Genomic DNA, 25,786 nt, shown 5'->3' with positions numbered 1-25,786 from the left:
GTCAGAACCTCTCTATGATGATGCCGAGCGTTCCGCTGTATGGGACAGTCCCCGCGACACTACCGATCTGAATACGGTCAAGTGGGCCAGCAAGGGTTTTGGAGCCAGCCACATAGGACAGACCTTGATTGCCGTACGATATCGATGACGTGGCTATCCACTTATTCGATGATGGGTCCTGCCGGGTTAGCGTGATAACTCCGTAGAAGGGCCCCACAGCTACTCCGGCAACTAGCATAAAGCTCGTGGACAGATTGATGGTCCCGACGCCGCCTGCGCCTGTTGATCCGATCACGCCTACGTAGCCGGTTGTCTCTAAAGCTCCACCGGTACCTAGCTGAATTAGCGGATGAAGCGATGCGCTGGAACTCAACTCCGAAACCAACGTAATACGCTTGGCATCTGATGGAATGCCTGAGTTGATGTTGATCGCGGCTGTGGAAGCCGTTATCAGCGCTCCATAAGTGGGTTTCCCCGTCGCCGCAATCGCAGCCTCCGCCACCCTCTGCGCCGTCCACGCGCGGTTGATCGTGCCGACTCCGGCTCGGGCTTCGGCTTGAGAGATCGGGGCGAGGTTGCCCGCGTCCCATATAGCATCTCCGTTATGCTGGAGAACGCTCGACAGGATGTTGAAATTGCCGGCGCCAACTGCACTATTACCGTCAGCCAACAAACGAACATTATAGTCGACGGGCGTTGCAGATGTGTGGAAATCGATCACTGCTGGGTTTGCCGCACCACTCGTCCCGCCAATTTCCAAAGTGGCGACGCCGACGACGGTCCTGCCTACACTCAAGATTTTTTCAACCGCTACATCGGTTGTAAAGGTCTTCCCTAACATCGTTGCTGGCAACCGAGCATCAGCAATTGTTCCTGCATCCAAGTTGGATGCGTTGTTCGCGCCAAGGTTTGCACGCGCTGCAGCCGCCGTGCTGCCGCCTGTGCCTCCGTCTGCTATGGCGATGTCGGCAATGCCCTGAATGGTGCCCCCAGTGATTGCCACTGAGCTGGCGTTCTGCTCCGTCATATTTCCGATAGCGCCAGCGGTTAGTCTGACGTCAATGCGCGAGCCTGCTGCAAACGCCTTTGCCGTCGTGCCTTCCTGCGCCCGGACAATTGTTAGGGCCGCACCCGCCCGTGCAGTTACACGAACGATTTCCATATTGTTGGCAGAGTCGATGATCGTAGCCGGGCACCAGTCTCCGACCGCGAATACGGGAAATTTGCCCGCATCAGCACCTTGTATTGAGACCGCTGTTGCCGCTGACGTGATCGAAGAGGCAAGAGTGGAGACAGCATTGTTTGTGAGCTTGAGGCCCATCAGTAGAAGCTTCCTTTCGTCCGCGGTCGCGCACCCTGCTGACCTTTGGCTATTTTCATCGGCAACTTATCCAGAAAGGCGGTGAACTCGCTTTGCAGCACTGTTGCCATCTGTGGGTTAGGTCCGCCATCGTCCGTAGGCAGCATCAGGACGCGCGCCGCAGCGCCCTTGCCAATCTCGGTGCCGTATTTCTCGACGAGGAAATCAGGCAGGGTTGTCGCGGATCTCGAAGGCTTCAGGACCAAGCGAAGAGATAGGGTGCCTGTGTTGGCCGGTACCAACTGAAGCACTCCGGGTTTGATCTGCGTAATGAACCGCGATGTAGCGTCCAGGGCGTCCGGATTGTCCCATCCAGGGTAATTGTCATCAAGCCATTCCGGCGTCTGAGGTGTAAGCGAAACCCCGTCCAGATAAGCGTTTTCGATCCTCACAATTTCTGCGTCGGAGATGACCGGAAGGATTTGACTTTCTAAATCGTTGATTGCGATGGTTTCGCGTTCACGCCAAAGGTCAACCTTGTCGCATGCTTCACGAGCTGCTTCGCGCAGGTACCGGCGCGCAATTGGATCGGAGCAGTTCGGAGCATGGATTAGAACCTCTGCAAAAAGATCATCGATATCGGCCATCAGCGCCTCCTGTTCGGATTCGCTGACGACTCGGCCTGAACCTTAATGCCAACCGCTGCCGCGAATGTCTGATAGCTCGACATCGCTTTTGTAGGATCGCCTGCGATGTCGTCTTTCGAGAACGCCTTGTAGAGAACGTAATCGAGCAGCGGAACGGAGTATGGCTCGGGCAAACCTATATCGACGTCCCACGCCTCATAAGTTGTTTCGTCCTGATCGGCCAAGGCGATCACTGGGGCAGGCAGATAGGAGATAGCAATTTCCACCATGCCGGTGCCGTCATTGCCGGGGTAGGTGTAAAACTCTAAAGGGAGATTTTCGTCGAAGATCACCTGACGAACTTCCTTACGGAAAGGTGCGTAAGCAGGATCGTGCCAGTTGGGCTCCTGAGCATCGAGAAGAGCTCGCGCCGCCGTGCGGATGGCTCTACCCCCGATACGAGTTGACCCATCCCCTGCAAGGTTCCGGTTGATTCCTAGCAACTGTAGTGGGTTGACGCCGTCCAACGTTATCGGGAGTTCCTGATAGGTGCCTTCGGAGAGCGGGAGAGGGTAGGTACGGGACGAGGCGGAAGGCTTAGCCAGAACAATGGCTTTTACCGCCTCGTTGAGCCAGTCGGCGAGTTCGGTAAGAGGCCAGCGTGCGTGCTCATCGTCGATAAGAAGGACGCTGGCTCTCCGCAGAATGTCATTCGCCTTTGGCATACGTTAAACCTTGGTAGAGGTCTTGGAAGTCGTTTTCTTGGCCGTGCTTTTGGGCTTGACTGGCTGCTCGGTAGCAGTTGCGTCTTCCGTTGGCTCCGTTGGCTCCGATCCACCACTCAGGAACGCCGGGATCTCGAGATCGTCATCCAGCTCAGGCGTAAGCGGCACTTCCTGATAGACATCGAGGTTTAGAAACAGAGACCGGTGAAGAACGCTCGTAACCTCGTTCACGAATCGCCCATGCTCATCTCTGTCGAAGCTGTACGACACTCCGCCGAGGCTCTGGACGGTGTGCCCAGTCTTGCATTCGATTACAGTTCTCATTGCCCACTCCTTTAAAGAAAAGGGGGCTTACCGCCCCCTCATGTGTCACGCGGCCCGGAGGGTCACTCGGTGGACAGGTAGACCGTCAACCCGATCTGACCAGCGACGAACGTTGCCGCTGCCGTGACGAACTTGATGCCGATGGAGCGATCAATGTTTGACGCCGTCGTACGATAGGCCGATTTGAGAGTGGGTCGCGCTACGGTGCCAGCCTGAGCGACGTTAGCACCGGAGAAGAACTCCGCGCCGCAGGTTCGGGCAGGGCTTTCATCGCCGAAGGTGCCGCTCATGATGCCCACGTCCATTGTCATGGTCGGCGCACCGTTCGTGTCGAGATCATCCGAATCGAGAACAACGTCTACGACGCGGCAATTTGACGGGATGCAAGCAAGATCGAGGATGTCGCCAGCAGCGGGGTTAGCCGTGAGCTGGTGGGAGAAGCGAATAGCAACTGCTTCGCCCGCGGTGGAGGGGTAAGACAGGGCTTCGGTGCCCTTGGCGTATTTGCTCTGAATGAGCGCCATTTCGAAAGTCCTTTGACGTTGGATGGTCGCATAGACCGCTGAAGAGGGAGGGCCGCCCGGACTTAGCCGGGCTTGCCCTTATGCTGCGACGTTCGGATCTTTCGCGGCGGTGTCGACAGAGATCACGCCATAGTCGCGACCGTTGAACCGTGTCTTCTTCACGCCAGCGATGACGCCAGACGCAACAACCGGTTCGTTGCCGTGGTCCTTGGTTTCTTCAGTCCAAGTGTAGCGGAAACCGCCAGCAGAACCGAAGGCGATGACGCCAGCCTGTCGGCCCATGAACAGGGCGCGACCTGCCTGGACGTTGCCGCCAGCACCGTAATCCTTGAAGCGGACCGCCCATTCATGGCTGTGAAGGACAGTGTTGTTGATCATGCCGAGCCCGCCCTTGAAGATCGGGTTTGCCTTGCCTTCAGCAGTAGCAGCGGCCTTCTGGATCTCGAGCCAGCCACCAGCGTCGTTGGTGCGCAGATCGTGTTCCTGATAAGGGCTCATGACCATGACGTAGTGCGCTTCACCATTGATCTGGATCGGCATCATGTTAGCGTTCTTGGGGTCTTTGGCAGACATCATGCGTGCCTTGACCTGAGCGCGCTCGATCAGCGAGCGGGACATGATGTCCGCCGCATCAATCGTGATCTTGGACGTCGCGTCGCCACCGTACAGGATATGGTCGGCGTCCGGGGCTTCGATTGGATTTTCAGCGTGGCCAGCCCATTCCACGGTTTCAATGAAGTCCTCATTGATGCCGCGCGAGCCAGACAGATAGATGAAGATCATCTGGTCGTTGAACTTGGACCAGTAATCGGACAGGCGGTTCTTGCCGATCTGGCGCATGTTGTGAGCCGTCCGCTTGCGGCTCATCTTGCCACCGGCAGACACGCCATGGCGCATCTGGTCGATCTTCAGTTGATCGCTTGCAAAGCGAAGGCTTTCTTCTTTGCCCTCGAGGCGGTTGTCGCCATAGGTAGGCTTGTTGCGAAGCTGGACCGACAAGTCGTACGTGATCGTGTCGCCTGCTTCCGATTCCAGATCGGTAAGGCGCTGGATCGCGTATTCGTCGGACGTGCCGATGAATTTGCGGTCGAAGTAGCTCTTCTTGGTGATGTCAATGAAAAGCCCGCCAGACCACTTCTTCTGGGCTTTCGGATCGCCAAAGGCAACCACGGTCTTGGTCATGAGTGCATGTCTCCGGTTAAGGTGGATCAGCACTCATGCGCATTCCCTTTCTAATTACTGGAAATGCTGGATTGTTGCAACACGTGGCGCATGATATTGAAACTCATTGCTAGCGCATGAGTGCGGCCCCCTGATTGGAGCGCACCCATGGATCAGCAAATCACCTCGACATCACCCAAAGGCCGTTCTTTCATGCGCGGGCATGAAGGAAACCCGCTTACCTGCTATCTCGATCCTGTTCGCATTCCGACGATTGGAACCGGCTTCACGATGCGTAGCGCATCGGTCCGCCGCGAACTGGCAAAGGTCGGCATCGCGAAGCTGGTGCCTGGGAAAACCAAAATCACGGCGGAGCAGTCGGACGCGATCTTCGCCGCGGTTCTCAATAGCGAGTTTGAACCCGCCGCGGTCAAAAAGTCTCCAACGAATCGTAAGCAGCACGAACTGGATGCTGCTGTCTCAGCCATATTCAATCTCGGCACTGGTGCGATGGATTGGGAATGGGCAAAGCTCTGGCGCGCGGGAAAAACAAAAGCCGCTGCCGCATACCTTGGCAGCCACTACAACACCGCTGCGGGAAAGAAGCTGACCGGTCTGGTTCGGCGTCGCAAAGAAGAAGCCCTGCTATTTGAGCTGGGTGTCTACGCCGGTGTCGGCGAGGGCGTTCCTCGCATTGTCACCGACACGGTTCCGACGCGCCCAGACAGTGTCGTGAAGGAGGCGCAGACTATCCTCTCGGCCAAGGGCTTCAATCCCGGCGCCATTGATGGATGGATGGGCGAAAAAACCGCTGCCGCTGTGAAAGCTTACCAATCCGCCCACCCGCATCTCATCGCAGATGGCGTGATCGGATCGGCAACGCTCGCCCAGCTCCGCCGTGACGCTGTCGCCACCAAGGAAGCGGTGCAGGGCGGTGCGGGTTCTCTAATTGGGTCTGGCGCTGCCGCATGGTCGGTGGGCCTGCCTTGGGGCTGGATTGCGGTATTGGTCGCCGTCTCCGTTCTTGGCGTCATAGCTTACCGCAAGCGTGATGTGCTCGCCCGACGGATCAACACGCTGTTTGGCCGAGAGGTCACAGTCTAATGACGCGGCTCGGCGTCTACCTCCTTATAGGTCTGGCAGCGGCAAGCTTCATCACCGCCGCCGTCATCATGATCGACCGTAACGCGACCGAACGCGCGATTATCAAAACGGAAAGGCAGAACAATGCGGCTGGGGATGGTGCGGACGGTGCTCGTGATCGGTTTGACGATTGCGCTAGCGGGATGTGGGATTTCGGGGCCGGGAAATGTCTCGGGCCTGCGCCGCGTCGTCGGAACTGATCTAATCGGTGCTCGGGGGGCTACCCCCGCTGACCAGGCTAAAATTGACAGAACAGCGGTCGGCATATGCGCCGGCGGCGTGTGGACGCGCCAAGAATGCGCGAGACACGGGAATGGTGGAGCGAAGGCTGCCACCTCCGCCGTGCAGGAGTAAAGCGATAATGACTTTTTGGGAATGGCTCAGTTCGAACGAGGGCAAGGTAGCTCTCGCTGGTATTGCCGGATCTGCCGTTTCCGTTGCGATGGAATGGACTGGTCCGTGGGCCAGCCTTCGCAAGTTTTTCGTTGGTGGCGTTGCGGCATACTACCTGAGCCCATTGGGAACCATCTTTTTCCAATGGGCATTCGGTAAACTGAGCGTACCTGAAGAGCAATCTGCAAGCGTGGGCGGGTTTATAGTCGGAATCGGCGGTATTATTATCGTCGAGATTATCTTAAAGGCGTTTCGCCTCCGTCACGCGGAGATCGGGAGAAGCCGACATGATGAGGCCTAGAGCACGAAACATCAGAGAAGCCGCCAAGCCGCAAGGAAAAGTCGTTGCGGTGGCGAGCCTCATATTGGTCGCTTGGCTGCTGTGCCTGCACCTCTAAGCGGCGCGTCGCGCCTTTGTAACGTTCGGAATGCCCTGACCTGTTTCCAGCTTACCTTTTACCACTCTTATCGGTCCCATCATGAGCTGGGCCGGTGAGGGCGCACCCTTTAGGATCATGTCAGCGTAGTGCTGCGCGATCTCACGTCTGCGCTGGGCGTGCCTCGCGCGGTTATATGCTCCCTCAACCGCATCCTTTGGTTTGTGAGCAAGCATCAGATCGATGATCTTCGAGTCCTGCGGAAACTCCTCATTCATGATCGATGAGAAAGAGGCTCGGAAGCCGTGCGGGACGTGCCGGGAATGATAGCCCGCCCGGTTCAGCATGTACCCCATTGTGTTGGCTGACATCGGCTGCTTTGGCTTTCGGAGGTTCGGAAATGCGAATGGGTACCGTCCCGTCACGCGCCGCAAGACGTCGATGAGCTCCATTGCCTGAGTGCATAATGGAACATGATGATCGTAGGCTTCCTCGTTCTTGAACCGCTTCTTCAATTTCATCCGTGCGGCCGGAATTACCCACACGGGATTTTCTGGGTCGAGCTCGTCGAACTCACTCCATGGCGTTTCCGCCAAAACTCCTGGGCGAACTGCGGTCAACGCCAACAGACGAATGGCAAGCTTCGTATAACCACGGGCAGGGGTGTCGTTAACGTCCGCGAGGATCTGTCTCACGCCCTGCAGCGTGATGATTGAAGGCTGCCGCCCTTTCTCGAGCGGTGCCAGCGCGCCTTCGACAATTGCTGAGGGATCGGTATCGGCCCGGCCTGACGAGATCGCGTAGACGAAAACCGCCGATATCCGCTGCCGGAGGCGCTTGGCGGTTTCAACGGCACCACGCTTTTCGACAAGTCGCAGAACCCCTAAAATTGTAGGGGCGTCAATGGCCCTGACAGGCAGGTCACCCAATAACGGGAAGACGTCCCTTTTCAGCGTCGCCAATACCTCTGACGCGTGCCTATCAGTCCATGTGGGTTTGGTGTGTTCGTGCCATTCCTCGGCCAGTGCCTGGAAGGTTTCGGCGGCCTGTTTTCGGCCTATGACCTTCTCGAGCTTTTTCAGCGCTGAGGGGTCTTTCCCATCCTTCAAGAGCTTCCGAGCATCGTCCCTGAGTCGCCGCGCATCAACGAGAGACACCTCTGGATAGGAGCCCAAAACGAGCAGCTTTTCCTTTTCGGTGAAATAGTAGCGGTAGCGCCAGCTCTTTGACCCTGATGTGGCAACAAAGAGATGGAGGCCGTTTGTGTCGGCAAGCTTGTACGGTTTTTCTTTGGCTTTGGCTTTTTTGATCGCTGTGTCTGTCAGCACGCTTGTTCTCGCTGTACCCGCATTTTATTCTGAAAGTACCCGCAACCGTACCCGCTTTTTCATGGGATTGTATGAAAAGGGGTAGGAACGAATGGGAACACAGAAACCTAAAAAGGCGTGCTACGCAATACAAAAACGGAACATATAGGAACGTATGCGAAACATACGTGGCAGATGGGGTGGGATTCGAACCCACGGTACGCTCTCACGCACGCCGGTTTTCAAGACCGGTTCCTTAAACCACTCGGACACCCATCCGTCTTACGGGTGGCTTTATATCGGTTTGGCTCCGCTCGTCAATCCGTCACAGTAGGCATTTCTGCATCGTCGCGACGACGCCTGCGTTAGCTTTTGGTTAACCACGTTAATTACAATTTTAGTGAAATCGTTATCGGCATTCGCATTTTCGCCATGTTAGGGGCAAGATTAGGGGGCTGTTAGGTACTTCGATGTCAGAGGGCATGACGATCGAGGTATAGAGGGGTTGCTGCGGAGGCGGCCCATAATAACGCGGGGCATGGATTTGAAATCTGCTGTTATGAAAGCCGGAGTGAGCGCCAAGTGGCTCGGCATTGCCGTTCTATGCGCAGCGACCGCATCCTGTTCCACGACGTCGGACACCAATACGAAGCCGAAGCCAAAGCGCAGCAAGGAATATTTTTCCGAATCCGAATATGGCGTGAAGGCGAGTCCGCGGGTTGCTGAGGGTGCAAATGTTCCGAAGGGCGGCGGGCGCTTCCTCGTTGGTAATGCCTATACCGTCAAAGGTCGCCGCTACTTCCCCAAGGAAGACCAGAACTACGACAAATCAGGTCTTGCGTCCTGGTACGGCTCGGCCTTCCACGGTCGGTTGACGGCCAATGGTGAGGCTTATGATAAGGAGCACCTTTCCGCGGCCCACCCAACGTTCCCTCTGCCCAGCTATGCACGCGTTACCAATCTGAATAACGGCTCTTCCGTCGTTGTTCGCGTCAATGACCGTGGTCCGTTCCACGAGGGACGTCTGATCGACGTTTCCAGCAAGACCGCTGACCTGCTTGATATGAAGGCCACCGGAACAGCCAATGTCCGCGTTCAATATGTTGGGCGCGCGCCGCTGGACGGTCACGATATGCCTTTCCTCATGGCATCATATTCGCCAAAAGGCTCCCGTAACCCTGGCATCAATCCTGAGGGCCAGATTGCAAGCGGTGTGATGGTCGCATCTGCTTCGGCAACCAATATTCCAATTCCACAGAGCCCCGCCTATGGCGGCTCGGCTCAGACAGCTCTGGTTGGCTCAAAGAAAAGCCAAGCCTTGCAGGCCATGCCGCTGGTCAATGGTCCGGCGCCTGTGATGGGACAAGGCGCAAGCGAGCAATTCGTTGTGCTGCCTGAAATTGGCCCGTTCCTGATCGAGCGCCCAGAGGGCAACTACCTTCGTGCGCCATCGGCCAGATTCGCTTCGGCATATTCAGAAGAGACCAAGACAGTTTCCAAGGCAGCAAGCGCCTTTGACAAAGTTCTCGTCAACAAGGGCAGCTTGAACGAACAGTCAATCCTCGATTTCGTAAACAGGCAGGGCAGGGGTCGATGATCTCTACCACGAACTGAGGCATCCCAAATGCCTATGATTGGGTGAGAACTGCCACGCGCGGTTATCATATTCTTCAGAATGCGCAGGCATTGTTAATGCAAGACAACGGGCTGGCGTGTTGATGCGCGATATACTGAACCGATCCATTCGCACTGTTCTGGTCGTTGCAACCCTTCTAGGGGCAAGCACTTCAGGCGTCCATCCCCAAGCCAGCAACAGCCTGGTTTTGAAAGCGCAGCAAGCCTATATGATCGATGCCGAAACCGGCACTGTCCTGTTGGCCATCAATGAAAATGCACAGTTTGCGCCTGCATCTCTTGCCAAGTTGATGACAGTCGAGTTGGTGATGGATGCGCTGACCAAGGGCCAGATTACCGCAGAAACCAGCTACCCGGTTTCCGAATATGCCTGGCGCACAGGCGGCGCGCCTTCACGTGCATCCACAATGTTCGCTGCGCTTAAATCCTCTGTCGGAATCAATGATCTGCTGACTGGCGTCATCGTCCAGAACGCGAATGATGGTTGCCTTGTCATCGCTGAAGGGATGGCTGGGTCGGATGCCGCATTTGCCAAGCGCATGAGCGAGCGAGCTGGCATTTTGGGGATGACGGGCAGTTCCTTTGCCAATTCCACCGGGCTACCAGATCAGGTCAGCAAGACAACCGCGCGCGACATGGTGGTTCTGGGCAAGCATATTCACGACACCTTTACGGATCGCTATAGCCTGTTCAGCAAACCCGATTTCGAATGGAACCGGATATTCCAGCGCAACAAGAACGCGCTTCTTGGCAACGGTATCGATGGCATGGGTCTGGGCTTTGCGGAGGGCCACGGGTTTTCAGCGCTCGTCTCGGCTGAACGGGATGGTCGCCGTATCTATCTGACACTGGCTGGGATGCCGGACGATAAGACACGCCAGGAAGAAGTCCGCCGGGTGGTGGAGTGGGGGCTGACGGCCTTCCAGAAGCGCAATCTGTTCCAGAAAGACGAGACCGTCGGGAACATCAGCGTTTACGGTGGCTCATCGAGTGCCGTTGACCTTGCCGTGCATGAGCCGGTGAGCGTGCTGGTGCCTCTCAATAATCCCGACCGCCTGTCCGGGCGTATCGTCTACAACTGGCCCATGAACGCACCTCTTGAGGCGGGCCACAAGGCCGCGACGCTGAAGATCTTTTCCGGCGAGAAGCTGCTTCGCGAAGTGCCGCTTTACACCACGGCTGCCGTGACAGAGGGGACTTTGACCCAGAATGCCGCCGGTGCGCTGAAGGAACTGCTTTTCTTCTGGCTATGACTTGCCCGGTTTGCCGAGAGTTCTATATGGGTTAACCTCAAGCAGGCGTAACTGCTGAAGTCAGGAAGAGAAATTGCCCGAAAACACCGGATTGTTCATCAGCTTTGAAGGCGGCGAGGGCGCTGGGAAGTCCACCCAGATCAATATTCTTGCTGAAACCTTACGCGCGCGGGGTCTGGATGTCGTCGTGACGCGGGAACCCGGTGGATCACCGGGCGCGGAGGCCGTGCGGCACGTGCTGCTTTCTGGCGCGGCGGAACCCTTTGGCGTGCGCATGGAAGCGATGCTGTTTGCGGCTGCGCGCAACGACCATGTTGAAGAGGTTATCCGCCCCGCTTTGCAGCGTGGTGCCGTGGTGTTGTGTGATCGCTTCCTCGATTCGTCGCGGGTCTATCAGGGTGCGACGGGCAATCTGGAGCCGGAATTCATCGAAACGCTTCAACGCATTGCCATCGATGGCACGATGCCTGACATAACGCTGATCTTCGATATTCCAGCCGCGGCAGGCCTTGCCCGCGCCCGCAAGCGGGCAGATGAAGGCGCAACGCCGGATCGTTTCGAGAAGGAAGAATTGGAGACGCATGAGAAGCGCCGCGAGGCCTATCTCGATATTGCGCTTAATGAGCCGCGACGTTGCCGCACCGTCAACGCCGAACAGCCCAAGGAAAAAGTGACTGAGGACGTTTGGGCGCTGGTGGAGCCGCTTCTGGACAGCAAAAAAGTAAGATCGGACGTTGCGGAATGAGTGACGCTCAGGGCGTTCTGGATGGTGCAATTCCGCCGCAGGACAACACCAAATTATTCGGCCATGATGAGGCGGAGCAATTTCTTGCGCAATCCTACCGTTCTGGCAAAGGCCATCACGCGGTTCTGATTGAGGGGCCGGAAGGGATTGGCAAGGCTACACTGGCATTTCGGTTTGCAAACCACGTGCTGTCTCATCCAGATCCGTCGCTGGCGCCCGAACACCTTGCCGATCCAGATGCCGGATCGATGGTCAGCCGTCAAATATCTTCTGGTGCGTCGCATAATCTGTTGCATCTCACACGCCCGGTCGATGAAAAGACGGGCAAGGTGAAGTCCGCCATTACCGTTGATGAGGTGCGCAGGGCAGGGCATTTCTTCTCGCAGACCTCAGGCACCGGCAACTGGCGCATCGTCATCATCGACCCGGCGGATGATCTCAACCGCAATGCGGCCAACGCCATTTTGAAGATACTGGAAGAGCCGCCCAAGCGGGCTCTTTTCCTCGTGCTTTCCCACGCGCCGGGGAAGCTTTTGCCCACCATCCGCTCCCGCTGTATGCCGCTTCGTCTGCTGCCGTTGCAGAGCGACGATATGGAGAGGGCGCTGCAGCATCTTGGGCTGTCCATGTCTGCCGAAAAGCGCGATACGCTTCTCGACGCCTCCAAAGGCAGCATTTCACAGGCATTGAAGCTGTTGAATTATGGCGGCTCCGATATTGTCGATGTGTTCAGCGAAGTGATGGTGGCAACCGGACCATCTGCGCGCAGGCAGATGCACAAACTGGCGGATGTTCTGGCGCAGAAGGACGGCGATATCGTTCTTGGTTTCTTTATGGAGCATGCGACCGAAGCCCTGATGGACAGGGCAAGGGCTGCGGCCATGGCGGGTGATCTGGCGGCGGCCGAGCGACATGCGCGCCTGTCCTCCACGCTTACAGAGCGCATCACGGTTGCGCAGGCTTATAATCTGGACAAGAAACAGATGGTGCTGTCCATTCTGGAAGACATGCGCTCTGTTTGATACCGCACAATTTCGAAGGCTTTTGCTTTCGCTTGTGCGAACAATAGGCTAAGAGCGGACTATCTCAAAAACAGACCCCAGAACCGATCGAGCGTCATGACAGACAAGACACCTTTCTACATCACAACCGCGATTTCCTATCCCAATGGCAAGCCGCATATCGGCCATGCCTATGAGCTTATCGCGACGGATGCCATGGCACGTTTTCAGCGCCTGGATGGAAAGGATGTCTTCTTTCTGACAGGGACTGATGAGCACGGCCAGAAGATGCAGCAGACCGCCCGCGCAGAAGGTATTTCGCCAGAAGAGCTGGCGCAGCGCAATTCTGATCAGTTCCGCGCCATGGGTAAGCTGCTCAATGCGTCCAACGATGATTTCATCCGCACCACGGAAGAGCGCCACCACGAGACGTCGCGCAACATCTGGAAGCTGATGGAAGCAAGCGGCGATATCTATAAGGATAGCTATGCGGGCTGGTATTCGGTTCGCGACGAAGCCTATTACGCAGAAGACGAGACAGAAGTGCGCGCCGATGGCGTTCGCTACGGACCACAGGGCACGCCTGTTGAATGGGTTGAGGAAGAGAGCTACTTCTTCAAGTTGTCTGAATATGAAGACAAGCTTCTGAAGCTCTACGAGGAGCAGCCGGACTTTATCGGCCCTTCCGAGCGCCGCAACGAAGTCATTTCCTTCGTCAAATCCGGCCTCAAGGACCTTTCGATTTCTCGCACGACATTCGATTGGGGCATCAAGGTGCACGATGACCCAAAGCATGTGATGTATGTCTGGGTCGATGCGTTGACCAACTACATCACCGCAACTGGATACATTGAAGACAAGAATGGCCCGCGCGCTAAATATTGGCCTGCTGACGCGCACATTATCGGTAAGGACATCATACGCTTCCACGCGGTTTATTGGCCAGCCTTCTTGATGAGCGCCGGTCTGCCGCTGCCAAAACGCGTCTTTGCCCACGGCTTCCTGCTCAATAAGGGTGAGAAGATGTCGAAATCCGTCGGCAACGTCGTCGATCCTGTTGATCTGGTGAACCATTTCGGGCTGGATCCTGTGCGCTATTTCTTCCTGCGCGAAGTCTCATTCGGTCAGGACGGCAGCTACAGTGAAGAGGGTATCGCGACCCGCATCAATGCCGATCTTGCCAATGGTATTGGCAACCTCGCCAGCCGTTCGCTGTCCATGATCGTCAAGAATTGTGACGGCCAAATTCCAACGCCCGGCGCCTTTACCGATGAAGACAAGGCCATGCTTGCAGCCGCCGACGCGTTGCAGGCAACGTGCCGCGATGAAATGGGCAAGCAGATGATCCATAAGGCGCTTGCCGCGATCATTGCCGTCGTTTCAGAAACGGACCGCTATTTTGCCGGCCAGGAGCCTTGGGCGTTGAAAAAGACCGATCCAGAACGGATGGGCACGGTGCTTTACGTAACTGCGGAAGTCGTGCGCCAGATTGGCATCCTGCTTCAGCCGTTTATGCCCGGCTCCTGTGAAAAGCTGCTGGATCTGGTTGCCGCACCGGCTAACAAACGTGACTTTGCAGCACTGGGTGAGGCGGGACGCCTTGTTCCGGGTACACCGCTTGAAGCGCCGAAGCCGGTCTTCCCGCGCTATGTGGCGCCAGAGGTTTGAACTGAACATGCTGATTGATACCCATTGCCATCTGGACTTTGCCGATTTCGATGAAGAGCGCGACGATCTCATCGCGCGCGCTCACGCATCGGGCGTTGCACAGATGGTAACGATCTCCACCCGCGTGGCGCGGCTACCGGAGCTTTTGAAGATCGCGGACAAATATCCGTCCGTATTCTGCTCGGTCGGCACGCATCCCAACAATGCGGATGAAGAACTCGACATTACGACCGACGATCTGGTGCGGCTGGCCAACAGCCATGGCAAGATTGTCGCAATCGGCGAGGCGGGTCTTGATTACTTCTACGATACGCAAAAGCCGGAAGATCAGAAAACTGGCCTGCGACGTCATATCGAGGCTGCCAGAGTGACGCAGCTTCCGCTCGTTATTCACAGCCGCAGTGCTGATGATGACATGATCGCGATCTTGCGTGAGGAAAGTGGGAAGGGGGCATTTCCCTTCATTCTGCATTGCTTTTCCGCCGGACCGGAATTGGCGAAGGTTGGTGTGGAACTGGGTGGATACGTCTCGTTCTCGGGCATTCTGACATTTCCCAAGTCGCAAGATATCCGCGATATTGCCGCGACAGTGCCGTTGGATCGTTTGCTGGTGGAAACGGACGCGCCTTATCTTGCGCCAAAACGCTGGCGCGGAAAGCGCAACGAACCATCCTACGTCGTCAATACAGCGGAAGTTCTAGCTGAGGTCCATGGCATCAGCTTTGATGAGATGTCGCAGATCACGACGGAGAACGCCTTTCGCTGCTTTTCGAAAATGACAAGGGTGTAGGCTGTGGCAGGCTTTCGGCGTCGGTTTACGATACTTGGCTGCGGTTCGTCTCCCGGCGTGCCGCGGATCAACGGCGACTGGGGAGCCTGCGACCCAAACAACCCGAAAAACCAGCGAAGCCGTGCCGCATTCATGGTCGAGCAGATTGCACCCGATGGCGGCGTCACCACCGTTATCATCGACACCGGACCTGATCTGCGTGCCCAAATGATCGCGGCGAAAGTCGTAAACATCGATGCCGTGCTTTACACCCATGCCCATGCAGACCATTTGCACGGAATTGATGATCTGCGCGGATATTTCATCTCCACCAGAAAACGCGTTCCCATCTATGCAGACGCCATTACGATGCAGCGTATTCGAGATGGATTTCCCTATTGTCTGGAGACGCCGCCGGGCAGCAATTACCCACCCATCATCGATGGCCACCTGATTGCCAATATGGATACGCCAGTTGCAATCAGCGGGGCAGGCGGAACCATTCATTTCATGCCGCATATGCAGCAGCATGGCGATACGCATTCGCTCGGTTTTCGAATCGGCGATGTGGCTTATTGCACCGATGTGAGCGATTTCCCCCCAGGATCTGTCTCGAAGCTTCTGGGGCTAGATCTGCTGATCATCGATACGCTGCAGTACACATATCACCCAAGCCATCTCTCGCTTGAACAGGCGCTCGGCTGGATCGAAAAGCTCCAGCCCGGACGTGCCGTGCTGACGCATATGCACACGCCACTTGATTACGACACAGTCATGCGCGAAACGCCGGATCACGTTCAGCCTGGCTATGACCAGATGCAACTTGAAATCGACGTCGCCGCTCAGGATTCGTAATTCACGGGCGTTTTGAAATGCCGGAGGAACTTCATGTCTACAAAACCCTTCCGCGCACCCAGCCTTTCAAGCTTCTTTGATAATCTGCGAACAACGCGGCTTCGCGCCGTTTTCCGCCGCGGTGAGCTTGCACTTGTATTCCTCGCAATCTTAGTCGGTGCATGCGCAGGTGTTTTCGTCGTCCTAATCAGCGCGATCGCGACGCAACTGCACGTCATCATCTTCGGCGTTGAGAGGCTGAGCAGCAGCGATCTGTCCAGCTGGATCGTGCTGGCCGGTCCCGTGATGGGCGGGGTTCTCCTCGGCGGCTTCATGTTCGTGATTTCCAGAACCCGCAAGAAGCCGATGATCGACCCAATCGAGGCTAACGCGCTTCATGGCGGCCGGCTTTCGCTCACCGACAGTCTCATCGTTTGCATTCAGAACATCATTTCCAACGGTTTCGGTGCCTCGGTTGGCTTGGAAGCTGGCTACACACAGGTGGCCAGCGGCATTGCGTCCAAGCTCGGCGTAAACCTGAAAATGCGGCGAGGGGACATGCGTATCCTCGTGGGCTGCGGCGCAGCAGGTGCCATTGCAGCCGCCTTCAACGCCCCTTTGACAGGCGCGTTCTACGCCATCGAGCTGATCATCGGCAGCTACACCATTGTGACGCTTGCGCCATTGATTGTCTCGGCGCTGGTTTCGACCATCGTTGCCGGGCTATTATCGCAGCATGGTCTGAGCATCGATATTTTCGGAACCAGCGAAGTGACGCCACCCGATTATGTGCCGGCAATTTTCCTCGGCATGGTCTGCGCAGGCGTTGGTATCGTTCTCATGCAAACAGTGTCATTCATCGAGGAATCTGCGCGAAAGAGCAGAATACCGGTCTGGCTGCGCCCAGCAATTGGCGGCGTTGCGGTAGGTGCTTTGGCGCTCATTTCGCCGCAGGTTCTATCCAGCGGCCACGGCGCACTGCATCTCAACCTTGATGCCAACATGACACTGGCGGGTTTGATCGGTATATTCCTGCTCAAGGCGGCGGCGAGTGCGATTTCCATCGGCTCCAGCTTCCGAGGCGGCCTTTTCTTTGCTTCGCTGTTCATGGGCTCGCTGATCGGCAAAATCTTCGCCATCTGCGCGCCTTACATTGGATATGTCGACACCCAGCCCATCGTTTACGCAGTGATCGGCATGAGTGCCTTTGCGGCGGCCATTATCGGTGGGCCATTGACCATGACATTTCTGGCTTTGGAACTGACAGGCGACTTTCAGATCACCGTGCTGGTACTGGCGGCAGTCATCACAACGTCGCTGGTTGTGCGCACGACATTTGGCTACTCCTTCGCCACATGGCGCTTCCACCTTCGCGGAGAAAGCATCCGCAGCGCTCACGATATTGGTTGGATACGAGACCTGACAGTCGGCAAGATCATGCGTCCAGACGTCCGCACTGCCAAGGTCAGCATGGGCTTGCCAGCGTTCAAGGAGGAGTTCTCCTTAGGGTCGACGCAACGCGTTATCATGGTGCATGATGACGGGCGCTACGCTGGTATAGTGTTGGTGGCGGAAATCTATGCAGACCCGATGGAACGTGACGCAGCGAAGATAAGCCTGGAAACCTATCTGCGCTACAAAAGCGACGTCCTTCTTCCAACGATGAATGCCCGCCAAGCCGCAGCCTTGTTCGACACCACGGAAAGCGAAGCGCTGGCGGTGGTTAACGACAAGATCGAAAATAGACCGATTGGACTGCTCACAGAAAGCCACACGCTGCGACGCTACACAGAAGAGCTAGACATCAGACGTCGTGAAGCATCTGGAGAGATTTGATGACGATGGCTAATAATTTCGCGAGCCTCGTAAGGAGCCGACTGAGATTTATTGGGGTCGCTTTTATTAGAACCTCCGGGAGTAGGGGAGGAGGATTTATGCCTGTGCGGCCGAACCTCACTCAATGGGTCGATCTCGCAACTTGCCAAAAGCGATCATTATATGGACGCGAATGAACGCCCGTCGGAGTGACGAGCGTTCAACAATCACACCGCTACGTGCGCATCATCCTTGACCGACTACGCGACTTTTGAAAGATCGCCATGTGGATCGAGAACGTATTTGGTCGCCGCACCCTGATCGAAGCTCTCGTATCCCTGAACGGCGTCATCGAGCGGAATGATCTTGGCGTTGACGATGTCGGCGATTGGCAGCCGATCATGAAGGATAGCCTGCATGAGTTGCCGATTATATTTCAAGACCGGCGTCTGTCCTGTGTGAAAAGATTGCGCCTTCGCCCAGCCGAGTCCGAAGCGAAGAGATAGGCTGCCCTGCTTGGCCGCGTCATCGACCGCGCCGGGGTCTTCGGTCACGTAAAGACCAGGAATACCGATCGAGCCAGCGGCGCGGGTAATCTCCATCATCTGGTTGAGGACGATCGCTGGCTGTTCGCCACCAGTGTGGCCGCGCGCTTCGAAGCCAACGGCATCGATTGCGCTGTCAACTTCGTTCGTCCCGACCACCTGCGCAATCATGTCGCCGAGACGATCGCTCTTTGAAAGATCAATCGGCTCGAAACCGACCTTGGCAGCGTGTGCGAGACGATCCTTGTTGAAATCGCCGATCATCACAACTGCCGCCCCAAGGATGCGTGCGGAGGCGGCAGCAGCAAGACCGACCGGGCCGGCACCTGCGACATAGACTGTCGATCCGACGCCAACGCCCGCCTTGACTGCGCCGTGGAAGCCGGTCGGCAAGATGTCGGAAAGCATCGTGAGGTCGCGAATTTTGGACATCGCTCTGTCACGATCCGGAAATTTCAGGAGATTGAAGTCGGCGTAAGGGATGGTTACATACCGAGCCTGTCCGCCGATCCAGCCACCCATGTCTACATAACCGTAAGCGCCACCGGCACGCGACGGGTTAACGGTAAGGCAGACACCGGTATCCTGAGATTTGCAGCAGCGGCAGCGACCGCATGCGACGTTAAATGGTACGGAAACGATATCGCCGACTTCGAGCATCTCGACATCGATGCCTTTTTCGATGACTTCACCGGTGATTTCGTGGCCTAGCACGAGACCGGGCATCGCCGATGTACGACCACGCACCATATGCTGGTCCGATCCGCAGATATTCGTCGAGATGACCTTCAGAATAACACCATGCTCGATGCGACGGCCATCAGGAGCCTCCAGCTTCGGGTCATCGATATCTCGGACCTCGACCTTGCCGGGTCGCAGGTAAACGACGCCTCTGTTCTTGCTCATTTCCATCTCCTCCACGGTTGCAACCAAACACCGTCACTCCTCCGTGATAATGCCCAGTCATTGAATTTCCCTAGAAGGCACGAGTGCTACTCCCAGGGCATGGCGACCCAACGGGAATGGAGAGGTAAGGCAAGACCGCCCATTGCTCCTTGATTGCCCGCCGCAATCGGTCTGCGCAACACTCAGGGCTGGTTCCAGGACCTCGGAATTGTCTTTTTGGACGACCCGACGCCTTCCGAAGCTATGACTATAGGCATTTCCTACGGTCGTATCGACACCTTGAGCAATGAATAAAAGAACACAGTCGTGACTTCAGCGCGCTTGGGAATGCGACATGTCCATCGTTCGCGACGACATTCGGCTAGCTTGCAAATCGCCGCTCTCACTGGCACCTCATAAAGCTAGCGACCTGATGCCGACCAGTCCACGTGCTACCGGAGGGAGTGTATTTCTCATTTTCATGATGGGTATAATGGTGAGCGATTATATGCGAATGCTGCAATCTCTATGGTGCGCATAAACGTGACATCGACTAGATTGCTCAGAATGTTCCATAATATATCTTATGTGATTTATATTTGCGAGCTGTTGAATGACGTATACCCCCCCCTTACTCCGGCGCTGGCGCTATTTATGATTATCCTTCACAGCGTCGTCGTACCGTGTGCCACATCTGATATGCCACTCGGCTTTTGATCAATGCTCACCCACCGATGCAAATAGCGCTTGGGAGTTTGGTGTCATCCTTCTAAAAGTGATCTAAAAAATGAGCCTGAGAAGAGAATCATGTCGCAGATTTACGTTGATGCCGATGCGTGCCCTGTGAAATCCGAGATTTTGAAGGTTGCGGAACGGCACGGGCTGGAAGTGACGTTTGTCGCAAATTCTGGTTTGCGCCCATCACGCGATCCCATGGTCAAGAACGTCATTGTTTCAAGCTCGTTTGATGCTGCCGATGACTGGATTGCAGAACGTGCCGGCGAAGACGATATCGTTGTTACGGCAGATGTGCCCTTGGCCGGGCGTTGCGTCGCCAATGGTGCGCAGGTGACCGGACCGAGCGGTCGTGTTTTCGATAAGACCAACATCGGCATGGCAACAGCGATGCGTGATCTCGGCGCGCATTTGCGTGAAACAGGTGAAAGCAAGGGTTATAACGCGGCATTTTCTCCGCGCGACCGGTCACAGTTTCTGGAGACACTTGACCGTCTTTGCCGTCGTGCCCAAAAAGGCAACGCTTAAGGACGCGATCATGAAAACCACTCAGCCGACGGTTCATAATTTCCAGCGCCACCGCTCATTCATCATTGCGATTTTGCTGAGTGCGCTTGTGCTGATCGGCGCGCTGATTGTCAGACCATCTCTGGCGGTCGAAGGTGCTGTTATCGTCTTCTTCTTGACCTATCTCGTTGGCTTGCTGTTCCGGCTGCCGCGTCTCACCGCGGCCCATTTGAAGGCGCATGCTGATAGCGATGATCTGCCAACATTCGTGATTATTGCGATCGCATGTCTCGCCGTCGGCGTTGCGGTCGTATCGCTTTTCAGCGCGCTGAACCATACGACTGGCGAAACGATCTGGTCGCTGTCCTTGGCAATTCTGTCAGTCGTTTTCGGCTGGCTGACCATCCATACGATGACCGCGATGCATTACGCCCATGTGTTCTGGCGTCCGGCAAAGGTTGGTGGCAAACAGCAAATGCGCGGCGGGATGGAGTTTCCTGAGACAAAAGACCCCGGAATCTACGAATTTCTCTATTTCTCAATCGTCATCGGTATGACAGCGCAAACATCCGATGTGACCATCACGACGACATCCATGCGAAAGCTTGTGCTTGTGCACTCCATCGTGTCGTTCTTCTTCAACACCGTGCTGGTTGCGGCGGCTGTCAATGCCGCAGTTTCGCTGGCCGGTTGATCGCTCCAGTCAACACAGGAATCCCATGAAAATCATTTCTCAGAATACCGCATTCGGCGGCATGCAGGGCGTCTTTTCCCACGATTCAGACGTCAATCAATGCGAGATGACATTCTCAGTCTATGTTCCGCCAAAAGCCATTCACGAGCCCTGCCCTGTGGTCTGGTATCTTTCCGGGTTGACCTGCACCCATGCCAACGTGATGGACAAGGGTGAATATCGTCGCATGGCGTCAGAGCTCGGCCTGATTATTGTATGCCCAGACACGAGCCCGCGCGGCAACGACGTCGCAGACGAGCTGACCAATTGGCAGATGGGCAAGGGCGCAGGCTTTTATCTGGATGCGACCGAGGCACCTTGGGCGGCGCATTATCAGATGTACAGCTATGTAACGCAGGAACTCCCTGCCCTTATTGCTGAACAATTCCGCGTCGATATGAACCGCCAAGGCATTTTCGGGCATTCCATGGGCGGACATGGCGCCATGACCATCGCGCTCAAAAACCCTGAGCGTTTCAAAAGCTGCTCGGCTTTCGCTCCCATTGTGGCACCTTCATCAGCTGACTGGTCAGCGCCTGCATTTGAGAAATATCTCGGCAAAGACCAGGCTGCGTGGCGCCAATACGACGCATGCTCATTGGTTGAAGACTGCGCACGCTTCCCGGAGTTCCTGATCGATCAAGGCAAAGCGGACAACTTCCTCGAGACCGGTCTTCGGCCATGGCTTTTCGAAGAGGCAATCAAGGGCACCGACATTGATCTCACGCTGCGCATGCATGAACGCTACGACCACTCCTACTATTTCATCTCAACATTCATGGATGATCATTTGAAGTGGCACGCCGAACGTCTTGGTTGATCGCACTAACGGCCCGGGAACAAGGCTGTCGTGACAGATGAGGGATTATCGAGGCGGAACTCGGTAATCACCCTATCGGCAATTCCGTTGGCAAGTTCACGCTGGATTGTTGATCTGTCGAGGCCGAGAATGGTCGCGGTAAATGTGGTCTCCGCGACCACTTCGCCGGTCTGCACGGCGGCGGCGCGTACGAGAACGCGTGCCGACGCCCTCTCCCCAAACATCAAGGATGTGTTGGTGACCTTTAAAAGCCGGATCGTCAGCACGACACGCGGCCGGGTTTTATCTCGGGTTGTTGCCTGTATGGCGCTTGAAATCTCGTAGTGGATTGTCTGCATAAGGTCGGCGGAGACTTCAGGTCTCGCCGCAACAAAAGCGCCCCGGACATCATAAAGCAAGCGATCGGCGTCTCTCGTCTCGGTCTCAAGTCTGAAAGACATGAGCGACAGCGATGCCAGAACAAGTATGCAAAGACGCTTTAGCGAGTGATGCATGATAGACGCCTCCCCCAACGTCAGGCTCGGCATCCATCATCATCATTTACGGTTAGAAAACCGTTAAAGCGTCACTTGAGATCGGATCGTGCCGCCCGCAAGACGTCAACTGCGGCGCGCATGTCCACAAGGCGCTTGGCAGTGCGGATCTGGGCGTCCTCGTCTTCGCCCCATTGCTCGGCCGTCCAGTTTTCATCCAGATGCGCGAGCGACCAGATATCATCCAGATCGCGCTCTTCTTCGGCCAGGGCGACCGCGAGAATAGCCGAACCGGTCAGCGACGTCATGGTATGGAGCGCGGCGAGTTCGATCGGCGTATCGTATTTTCTTAAGGTCACGGCGAAGGCAGCGATCGCCTCGCGTGGCTGCTCCTGATGGATGACGCCTTCGACCAGAATGAAACGTGCACCCAGCGTATTGGCCGCCCAGTGCAAGATGGGATCCCATTGATCGGATTGGCGTTCGACCAATTCTTGCGGCTCGCCTGCCCGGTAGCAGAGCAAATCGCTGGAGGAAAAACGCAGGATATCCTCGAACACGGCCTGGGGATCACTCGCAATGCCATCAATGGCCGTATTGACGTGGCGCGAAACGGGCATGATCGTTGGATCGACGACCTCGGTCTGAGCATCCCATTCGTCTCGCAGCAACTGCGCCAGCGCACGGGTTGGCACCGAAAGCGTGCTCTTGGCAGGCGTGCGCATGGTCTTGCCGTCCAGAAGAATGGTAAAAGCGCCCTCCTCCGTTTCACCTACGGTCACGTCCTTGTAGAAGCGCTTTGGCAACGGCTTTTGCATCTGGATTTGGGAGCGGCGAATGGGGTCAGGATGGCTTAAGCCTTCCGTAAGATCATTCAACAGATCACGCATGATACGTCCTTCTCACCCCGGAATGTGACCGGGAATTTCACTGGCATGTTCGACGATGGCATCGGCGCCCGCTTTCCATAGATCATCCACGGAGGCATAACCCCAAGCCACGCCGATCGCCTTCGCACCGGCAGCCTTGGCCATTTGCATATCGTAAATCGCATCGCCAATCACAATGGTGTCCGCCGGAACGATGCCGGTCTGGCTGCAGCATTCCGTAACCATGGCCGGATGCGGCTTGGATGGGCAGTCATCGGCAGTCCGCGAAACGATGAAGTGCGGGCGGAAACCATGGGTGTCCATGATGAGGTCAAGACCGCGCCGGGATTTGCCAGTCACCGCACCCATCAGCAGTTCGTCGCGCTTTGCCAGCGTTTCGATCATTGCGGTGATACCGTCAAAGAGCGGTTCCTGAAAACCAGCTTCTGCGCGGGTTTCGCCGTAGATCGATTTGTAGTGCGCCGTCATCGCTATCGCTTCATCGTCCACATGCGGCTTTCCCTGCATGCGGGCAATGGCGATATCGAGCGTCAGGCCGATGATCGATTTGGTCAGCGACATCTCCGGCCGGTCGTGGCCGAAATGAACGAAGGTGCGGGCCATGACCTCATGGATCAGGCCAACGCTGTCCACCAGCGTGCCGTCGCAATCGAAAAGGACCAGTTTCATTCGTCGTCCCTGTCGCCATCGGCAACGTCAAGACCAAGCAGGTTCCAGGTCTGAACCATGTGTGGTGGCAGAGGTGCAGTCACGCGCAGGCGACCACCTGATGGGTGTGGAATGTCGATACGGCGCGCATGCAGATGGAGGCGCTTCTGAACACCACCGGGGAAATCCCAGTTGGTATCTTCGATGAAATATTTTGGGTCGCCGATAATCGGGTGACCCATGTGCAGCGCATGAACACGCAGCTGGTGGGTGCGGCCCGTGTAGGGCTCCATCTCCAGCCATGCCAGGTTTTGCGCGGCTGTATCGATAACGCGGTAATAGGAAACGGCGTGGTCGGCACCCTCTTCACCATGCTTGGCAATGCGCATGCGGTCGCCGTCCGGCGTCTGCTCCTTGACCAGCCACGTCGATAGCTTGTCCTGATGCTTGCGCGGCACGCCCTTGACCAAAGACCAATAGGTCTTCTTGGTATCGCGTTCACGGAAGGCAGCCGTCAGCTTCTGCGCGGCACCTCTGGTGCGAGCTACCACGAGAACCCCAGATGTATCGCGGTCGATGCGGTGGACCAAACGCGGCTTCTCGCCCTTGGAACTTGTCCATGCTTCCAGCAGACCATCCATATGACGATTGATGCCAGAGCCGCCCTGCACGGCAATGCCAGCGGGCTTGTTGAACACGAAGACCTTGTCATCTTCATGCAGCAGCATGCGCTTCAAAAGATCGACATCGTCGGAGTTCTTCAGGTCTGTCGAGCTGATAGGCCCGCCCTTGACCTTGGCATCGACATCCAGCGGCGGCACGCGCACCATCTGGCCAGCTTCGAGGCGCGCATCCGTCTTTACACGACCGCCATCGACGCGCACCTGTCCGGAGCGCATCAGCTTCTGAAGAGGCCCAAAGCCGAGGCCGGGATAATGGATCTTGAACCAGCGATCGAGCCTCATGCCGGACTCTTCGGCTTCAACCTTGATATGCTCGATACCTGCCATGGTAATTCCAGTCTTTCTTTTCTCAACTCCGCATCGTCTGTGTGCGGTATTTTCCGTTGCCTTTAGAACAAAGCGCGGCCTAAGGCCAGCCCGGCGAAGACCGCTGCGAAAGAAACGACAAGACTACAGCCAAGATAAAGGGCCGAAAGCCCTAAATCGCCGCGCTCAAACAGCGACACGGCATCTAGCGTGAAGGACGACCAGGTTGTGAAGCCGCCCAGAATGCCCGTTACAAGAAACAGGCGCATTTCTGCGGAGGCATCAAATCGGCGCGCAATCGTTTCCACCATCAGCCCGATGAGGAAAGCGCCGACGACGTTGACTGTCAACGTACCCCAGGGAAAGTTCGGTCCCGCCAGTCTCACGCTCCAGACGGAAACAAGATACCGCGCCACCGAGCCGAGCGCGCCACCCAGCGCCACAAGGAAGATATTCAGCATGGGGTCACTCCATTAGATATGCTTTTGTCTACGACAAAGTGAGGACAAGGGAAATTCCCGCGCTCACATATCCATTGGTAAAAATTGCATTTTTGAGACCGTTAAAAATTCGATAAAATTGATCGGTTGGATTTAATCGAGAAGAAATTCGCTTGGGATATCTTGGTTCAATTCAGGATCAAGAAGGTGATCGCATGGTGCAGGTTTTAACAGTTTCAGCGACCACCGCAGGTTATGTGGCGGACAGCTTGAAGGCCACGCAGCGCGCCTCTAGAAAAGCAGAGATCGAGCAGGCGGGGCGTGAGCTTGCGCGCAGAACCGGCCAAGTCGAAGACAGTCTTGTCAGCGCCATGTCTGCTGTGGTCAAGGAACCCGCGCTCTCACTTGATTTCCTGACCGCCGGAAGACACCAGAACCCTCAGGCCACTTTGGAAGAGGTGATCGAGGCCTACGAAGAAAACAAGACGGCGTCGGATTGATCTGCGCAGATTGTCGCCCGG

At 56.2% G+C, this 25,786-nt stretch carries 29 protein-coding genes and 1 tRNA gene; 16 read left to right on the top strand and 14 right to left on the bottom strand.

Translation table 11 applies throughout. The features are described 5' to 3' along the window. Window position 1: 1 nt before the first annotated feature. The 6 genes from ACQZ51_RS10670 to ACQZ51_RS10645 all read right to left on the bottom strand — a co-directional run bounded on the left by ACQZ51_RS10670 (window position 2) and on the right by ACQZ51_RS10645 (window position 4,681). Window positions 2–1,321, bottom strand: a complete 1,320-nt coding sequence (locus tag ACQZ51_RS10670) for a hypothetical protein (RefSeq protein WP_448777049.1) — start codon at window positions 1,319–1,321, stop codon at window positions 2–4. Next, window positions 1,321–1,947 carry a hypothetical protein gene (locus ACQZ51_RS10665; protein WP_448777048.1) on the bottom strand — a complete coding sequence of 209 codons (627 nt, stop codon included), beginning with the start codon at window positions 1,945–1,947 and terminating at the stop codon, window positions 1,321–1,323. The genes ACQZ51_RS10670 and ACQZ51_RS10665 overlap by 1 nt, the downstream gene beginning before the upstream one ends. Beyond that, window positions 1,947–2,651 carry a phage adaptor protein gene (locus ACQZ51_RS10660; protein WP_448777046.1) on the bottom strand — a complete coding sequence of 235 codons (705 nt, stop codon included), beginning with the start codon at window positions 2,649–2,651 and terminating at the stop codon, window positions 1,947–1,949. Before ACQZ51_RS10660 ends, ACQZ51_RS10665 begins: the two co-directional genes overlap by 1 nt. A gap of 3 nt (window positions 2,652–2,654) precedes the next feature. Next, on the bottom strand, window positions 2,655–2,975 hold the full coding sequence (locus tag ACQZ51_RS10655) for a hypothetical protein (protein ID WP_448777044.1): 321 nt from the start codon (window positions 2,973–2,975) through the stop codon (window positions 2,655–2,657). Between the two features lie 62 nt (window positions 2,976–3,037). Continuing rightward, a complete protein-coding gene (locus ACQZ51_RS10650; RefSeq protein ID WP_448777042.1) occupies window positions 3,038–3,499 on the bottom strand; it encodes a hypothetical protein in 462 nt (153 codons plus the stop codon). Between the two features lie 78 nt (window positions 3,500–3,577). After that, window positions 3,578–4,681: a N4-gp56 family major capsid protein gene (locus ACQZ51_RS10645; protein WP_448777041.1), complete on the bottom strand. Its 1,104-nt coding sequence runs from the start codon at window positions 4,679–4,681 to the stop codon at window positions 3,578–3,580. A gap of 147 nt (window positions 4,682–4,828) precedes the next feature. Here ACQZ51_RS10645 and ACQZ51_RS10640 point away from each other — a divergent pair, with 147 nt between their 5' ends. Genes ACQZ51_RS10640 through ACQZ51_RS10625 form a run of 4 tightly spaced genes read left to right on the top strand, consistent with a single transcriptional unit; the run spans window position 4,829 to window position 6,497 of the window. Continuing rightward, entirely contained in the window at window positions 4,829–5,764 is a 936-nt protein-coding gene (locus tag ACQZ51_RS10640; protein WP_448777039.1) for a glycoside hydrolase family protein, read from the top strand. Beyond that, the gene (locus tag ACQZ51_RS10635) at window positions 5,764–6,003 is read left to right on the top strand and encodes a hypothetical protein (protein ID WP_448777601.1); all 240 of its coding nucleotides are present in this window, start codon (window positions 5,764–5,766) and stop codon (window positions 6,001–6,003) included. The genes ACQZ51_RS10640 and ACQZ51_RS10635 overlap by 1 nt, the downstream gene beginning before the upstream one ends. Further along, complete coding sequence (locus ACQZ51_RS10630) at window positions 5,888–6,157, top strand: hypothetical protein (protein ID WP_448777037.1); 270 nt, start codon at window positions 5,888–5,890, stop codon at window positions 6,155–6,157. The genes ACQZ51_RS10635 and ACQZ51_RS10630 overlap by 116 nt, the downstream gene beginning before the upstream one ends. Before the next feature lie 7 nt (window positions 6,158–6,164). Continuing rightward, the gene (locus ACQZ51_RS10625) at window positions 6,165–6,497 is read left to right on the top strand and encodes a hypothetical protein (RefSeq protein ID WP_448777036.1); all 333 of its coding nucleotides are present in this window, start codon (window positions 6,165–6,167) and stop codon (window positions 6,495–6,497) included. Window positions 6,498–6,590: 93 nt separating this feature from the next. Here the strand turns inward: ACQZ51_RS10625 and ACQZ51_RS10620 are convergent, their stop codons facing one another. Together ACQZ51_RS10620 and ACQZ51_RS10615 are read right to left on the bottom strand one after the other, a co-directional pair. After that, window positions 6,591–7,901 carry a tyrosine-type recombinase/integrase gene (locus ACQZ51_RS10620; protein WP_448777034.1) on the bottom strand — a complete coding sequence of 437 codons (1,311 nt, stop codon included), beginning with the start codon at window positions 7,899–7,901 and terminating at the stop codon, window positions 6,591–6,593. Between the two features lie 168 nt (window positions 7,902–8,069). Further along, window positions 8,070–8,159, bottom strand: a tRNA-Ser gene (locus tag ACQZ51_RS10615). A 259-nt stretch (window positions 8,160–8,418) separates the two neighbouring features. Between ACQZ51_RS10615 and ACQZ51_RS10610 the strand changes: the two genes are divergently transcribed. The 8 genes from ACQZ51_RS10610 to ACQZ51_RS10575 all read left to right on the top strand — a co-directional run bounded on the left by ACQZ51_RS10610 (window position 8,419) and on the right by ACQZ51_RS10575 (window position 17,621). Beyond that, window positions 8,419–9,477: a septal ring lytic transglycosylase RlpA family protein gene (locus ACQZ51_RS10610; protein ID WP_448777032.1), complete on the top strand. Its 1,059-nt coding sequence runs from the start codon at window positions 8,419–8,421 to the stop codon at window positions 9,475–9,477. A gap of 121 nt (window positions 9,478–9,598) precedes the next feature. After that, window positions 9,599–10,768 carry a D-alanyl-D-alanine carboxypeptidase family protein gene (locus ACQZ51_RS10605; protein WP_448777031.1) on the top strand — a complete coding sequence of 390 codons (1,170 nt, stop codon included), beginning with the start codon at window positions 9,599–9,601 and terminating at the stop codon, window positions 10,766–10,768. Between the two features lie 73 nt (window positions 10,769–10,841). Next, window positions 10,842–11,513: a dTMP kinase gene (gene tmk, locus ACQZ51_RS10600; RefSeq protein ID WP_448777029.1), complete on the top strand. Its 672-nt coding sequence runs from the start codon at window positions 10,842–10,844 to the stop codon at window positions 11,511–11,513. Next, entirely contained in the window at window positions 11,510–12,535 is a 1,026-nt protein-coding gene (locus tag ACQZ51_RS10595; protein ID WP_448777027.1) for a DNA polymerase III subunit delta', read from the top strand. The genes tmk and ACQZ51_RS10595 overlap by 4 nt, the downstream gene beginning before the upstream one ends. Before the next feature lie 96 nt (window positions 12,536–12,631). Beyond that, window positions 12,632–14,182, top strand: coding sequence for a methionine--tRNA ligase (gene metG, locus ACQZ51_RS10590; RefSeq protein WP_448777025.1), 1,551 nt, complete (start codon window positions 12,632–12,634; stop codon window positions 14,180–14,182). Between the two features lie 7 nt (window positions 14,183–14,189). Further along, entirely contained in the window at window positions 14,190–14,972 is a 783-nt protein-coding gene (locus ACQZ51_RS10585) for a TatD family hydrolase (protein ID WP_448777023.1), read from the top strand. Window positions 14,973–14,975: 3 nt separating this feature from the next. Beyond that, a complete protein-coding gene (locus tag ACQZ51_RS10580) occupies window positions 14,976–15,806 on the top strand; it encodes an MBL fold metallo-hydrolase (protein ID WP_448777021.1) in 831 nt (276 codons plus the stop codon). 33 nt (window positions 15,807–15,839) lie between these two features. Continuing rightward, window positions 15,840–17,621, top strand: a complete 1,782-nt coding sequence (locus ACQZ51_RS10575) for a chloride channel protein (RefSeq protein ID WP_448777020.1) — start codon at window positions 15,840–15,842, stop codon at window positions 17,619–17,621. Between the two features lie 239 nt (window positions 17,622–17,860). On the opposite strand, the gene fdhA is transcribed toward ACQZ51_RS10575, so the two are convergent. Beyond that, window positions 17,861–19,051, bottom strand: a complete 1,191-nt coding sequence (fdhA, locus tag ACQZ51_RS10570) for a formaldehyde dehydrogenase, glutathione-independent (RefSeq protein ID WP_448777018.1) — start codon at window positions 19,049–19,051, stop codon at window positions 17,861–17,863. Between the two features lie 786 nt (window positions 19,052–19,837). Here fdhA and ACQZ51_RS10565 point away from each other — a divergent pair. The 3 genes from ACQZ51_RS10565 to fghA are packed head-to-tail and all read left to right on the top strand — an operon-like array spanning window position 19,838 to window position 21,825. Next, window positions 19,838–20,293 carry a YaiI/YqxD family protein gene (locus ACQZ51_RS10565; RefSeq protein ID WP_448777016.1) on the top strand — a complete coding sequence of 152 codons (456 nt, stop codon included), beginning with the start codon at window positions 19,838–19,840 and terminating at the stop codon, window positions 20,291–20,293. 10 nt (window positions 20,294–20,303) lie between these two features. Beyond that, the gene (locus ACQZ51_RS10560; RefSeq protein ID WP_448777014.1) at window positions 20,304–20,966 is read left to right on the top strand and encodes a DUF1345 domain-containing protein; all 663 of its coding nucleotides are present in this window, start codon (window positions 20,304–20,306) and stop codon (window positions 20,964–20,966) included. A 25-nt stretch (window positions 20,967–20,991) separates the two neighbouring features. Then, window positions 20,992–21,825 (top strand): S-formylglutathione hydrolase, encoded by an 834-nt coding sequence (gene fghA / locus ACQZ51_RS10555; RefSeq protein WP_448777012.1) that lies wholly within the window; start codon window positions 20,992–20,994, stop codon window positions 21,823–21,825. 5 nt (window positions 21,826–21,830) lie between these two features. Here fghA and ACQZ51_RS10550 read toward each other — a convergent pair whose 3' ends face one another. The 5 genes from ACQZ51_RS10550 to crcB form a co-directional block, all read right to left on the bottom strand. Next, window positions 21,831–22,319 (bottom strand): hypothetical protein, encoded by a 489-nt coding sequence (locus ACQZ51_RS10550; protein WP_448777011.1) that lies wholly within the window; start codon window positions 22,317–22,319, stop codon window positions 21,831–21,833. A gap of 71 nt (window positions 22,320–22,390) precedes the next feature. After that, the gene (locus ACQZ51_RS10545; RefSeq protein ID WP_448777010.1) at window positions 22,391–23,188 is read right to left on the bottom strand and encodes an ATP12 family chaperone protein; all 798 of its coding nucleotides are present in this window, start codon (window positions 23,186–23,188) and stop codon (window positions 22,391–22,393) included. A 12-nt stretch (window positions 23,189–23,200) separates the two neighbouring features. Continuing rightward, on the bottom strand, window positions 23,201–23,857 hold the full coding sequence (locus tag ACQZ51_RS10540; RefSeq protein WP_448777009.1) for an HAD-IA family hydrolase: 657 nt from the start codon (window positions 23,855–23,857) through the stop codon (window positions 23,201–23,203). Continuing rightward, window positions 23,854–24,846: an RluA family pseudouridine synthase gene (locus tag ACQZ51_RS10535; RefSeq protein ID WP_448777008.1), complete on the bottom strand. Its 993-nt coding sequence runs from the start codon at window positions 24,844–24,846 to the stop codon at window positions 23,854–23,856. Before ACQZ51_RS10535 ends, ACQZ51_RS10540 begins: the two co-directional genes overlap by 4 nt. A gap of 62 nt (window positions 24,847–24,908) precedes the next feature. Then, entirely contained in the window at window positions 24,909–25,286 is a 378-nt protein-coding gene (crcB, locus tag ACQZ51_RS10530) for a fluoride efflux transporter CrcB (protein ID WP_448777006.1), read from the bottom strand. 194 nt (window positions 25,287–25,480) lie between these two features. On the opposite strand from crcB, the gene ACQZ51_RS10525 reads away from it, so the two are divergent. Further along, window positions 25,481–25,765 carry a hypothetical protein gene (locus ACQZ51_RS10525; protein WP_448777004.1) on the top strand — a complete coding sequence of 95 codons (285 nt, stop codon included), beginning with the start codon at window positions 25,481–25,483 and terminating at the stop codon, window positions 25,763–25,765. Window positions 25,766–25,786: the final 21 nt, after the last annotated feature.

It is taken from the genome of Agrobacterium sp. CG674 (genome assembly GCF_053521645.1).
The sequence above is the reverse complement of the archived record's forward strand: the minus strand, read 5'-3'. Positions and strand labels throughout refer to the sequence as shown.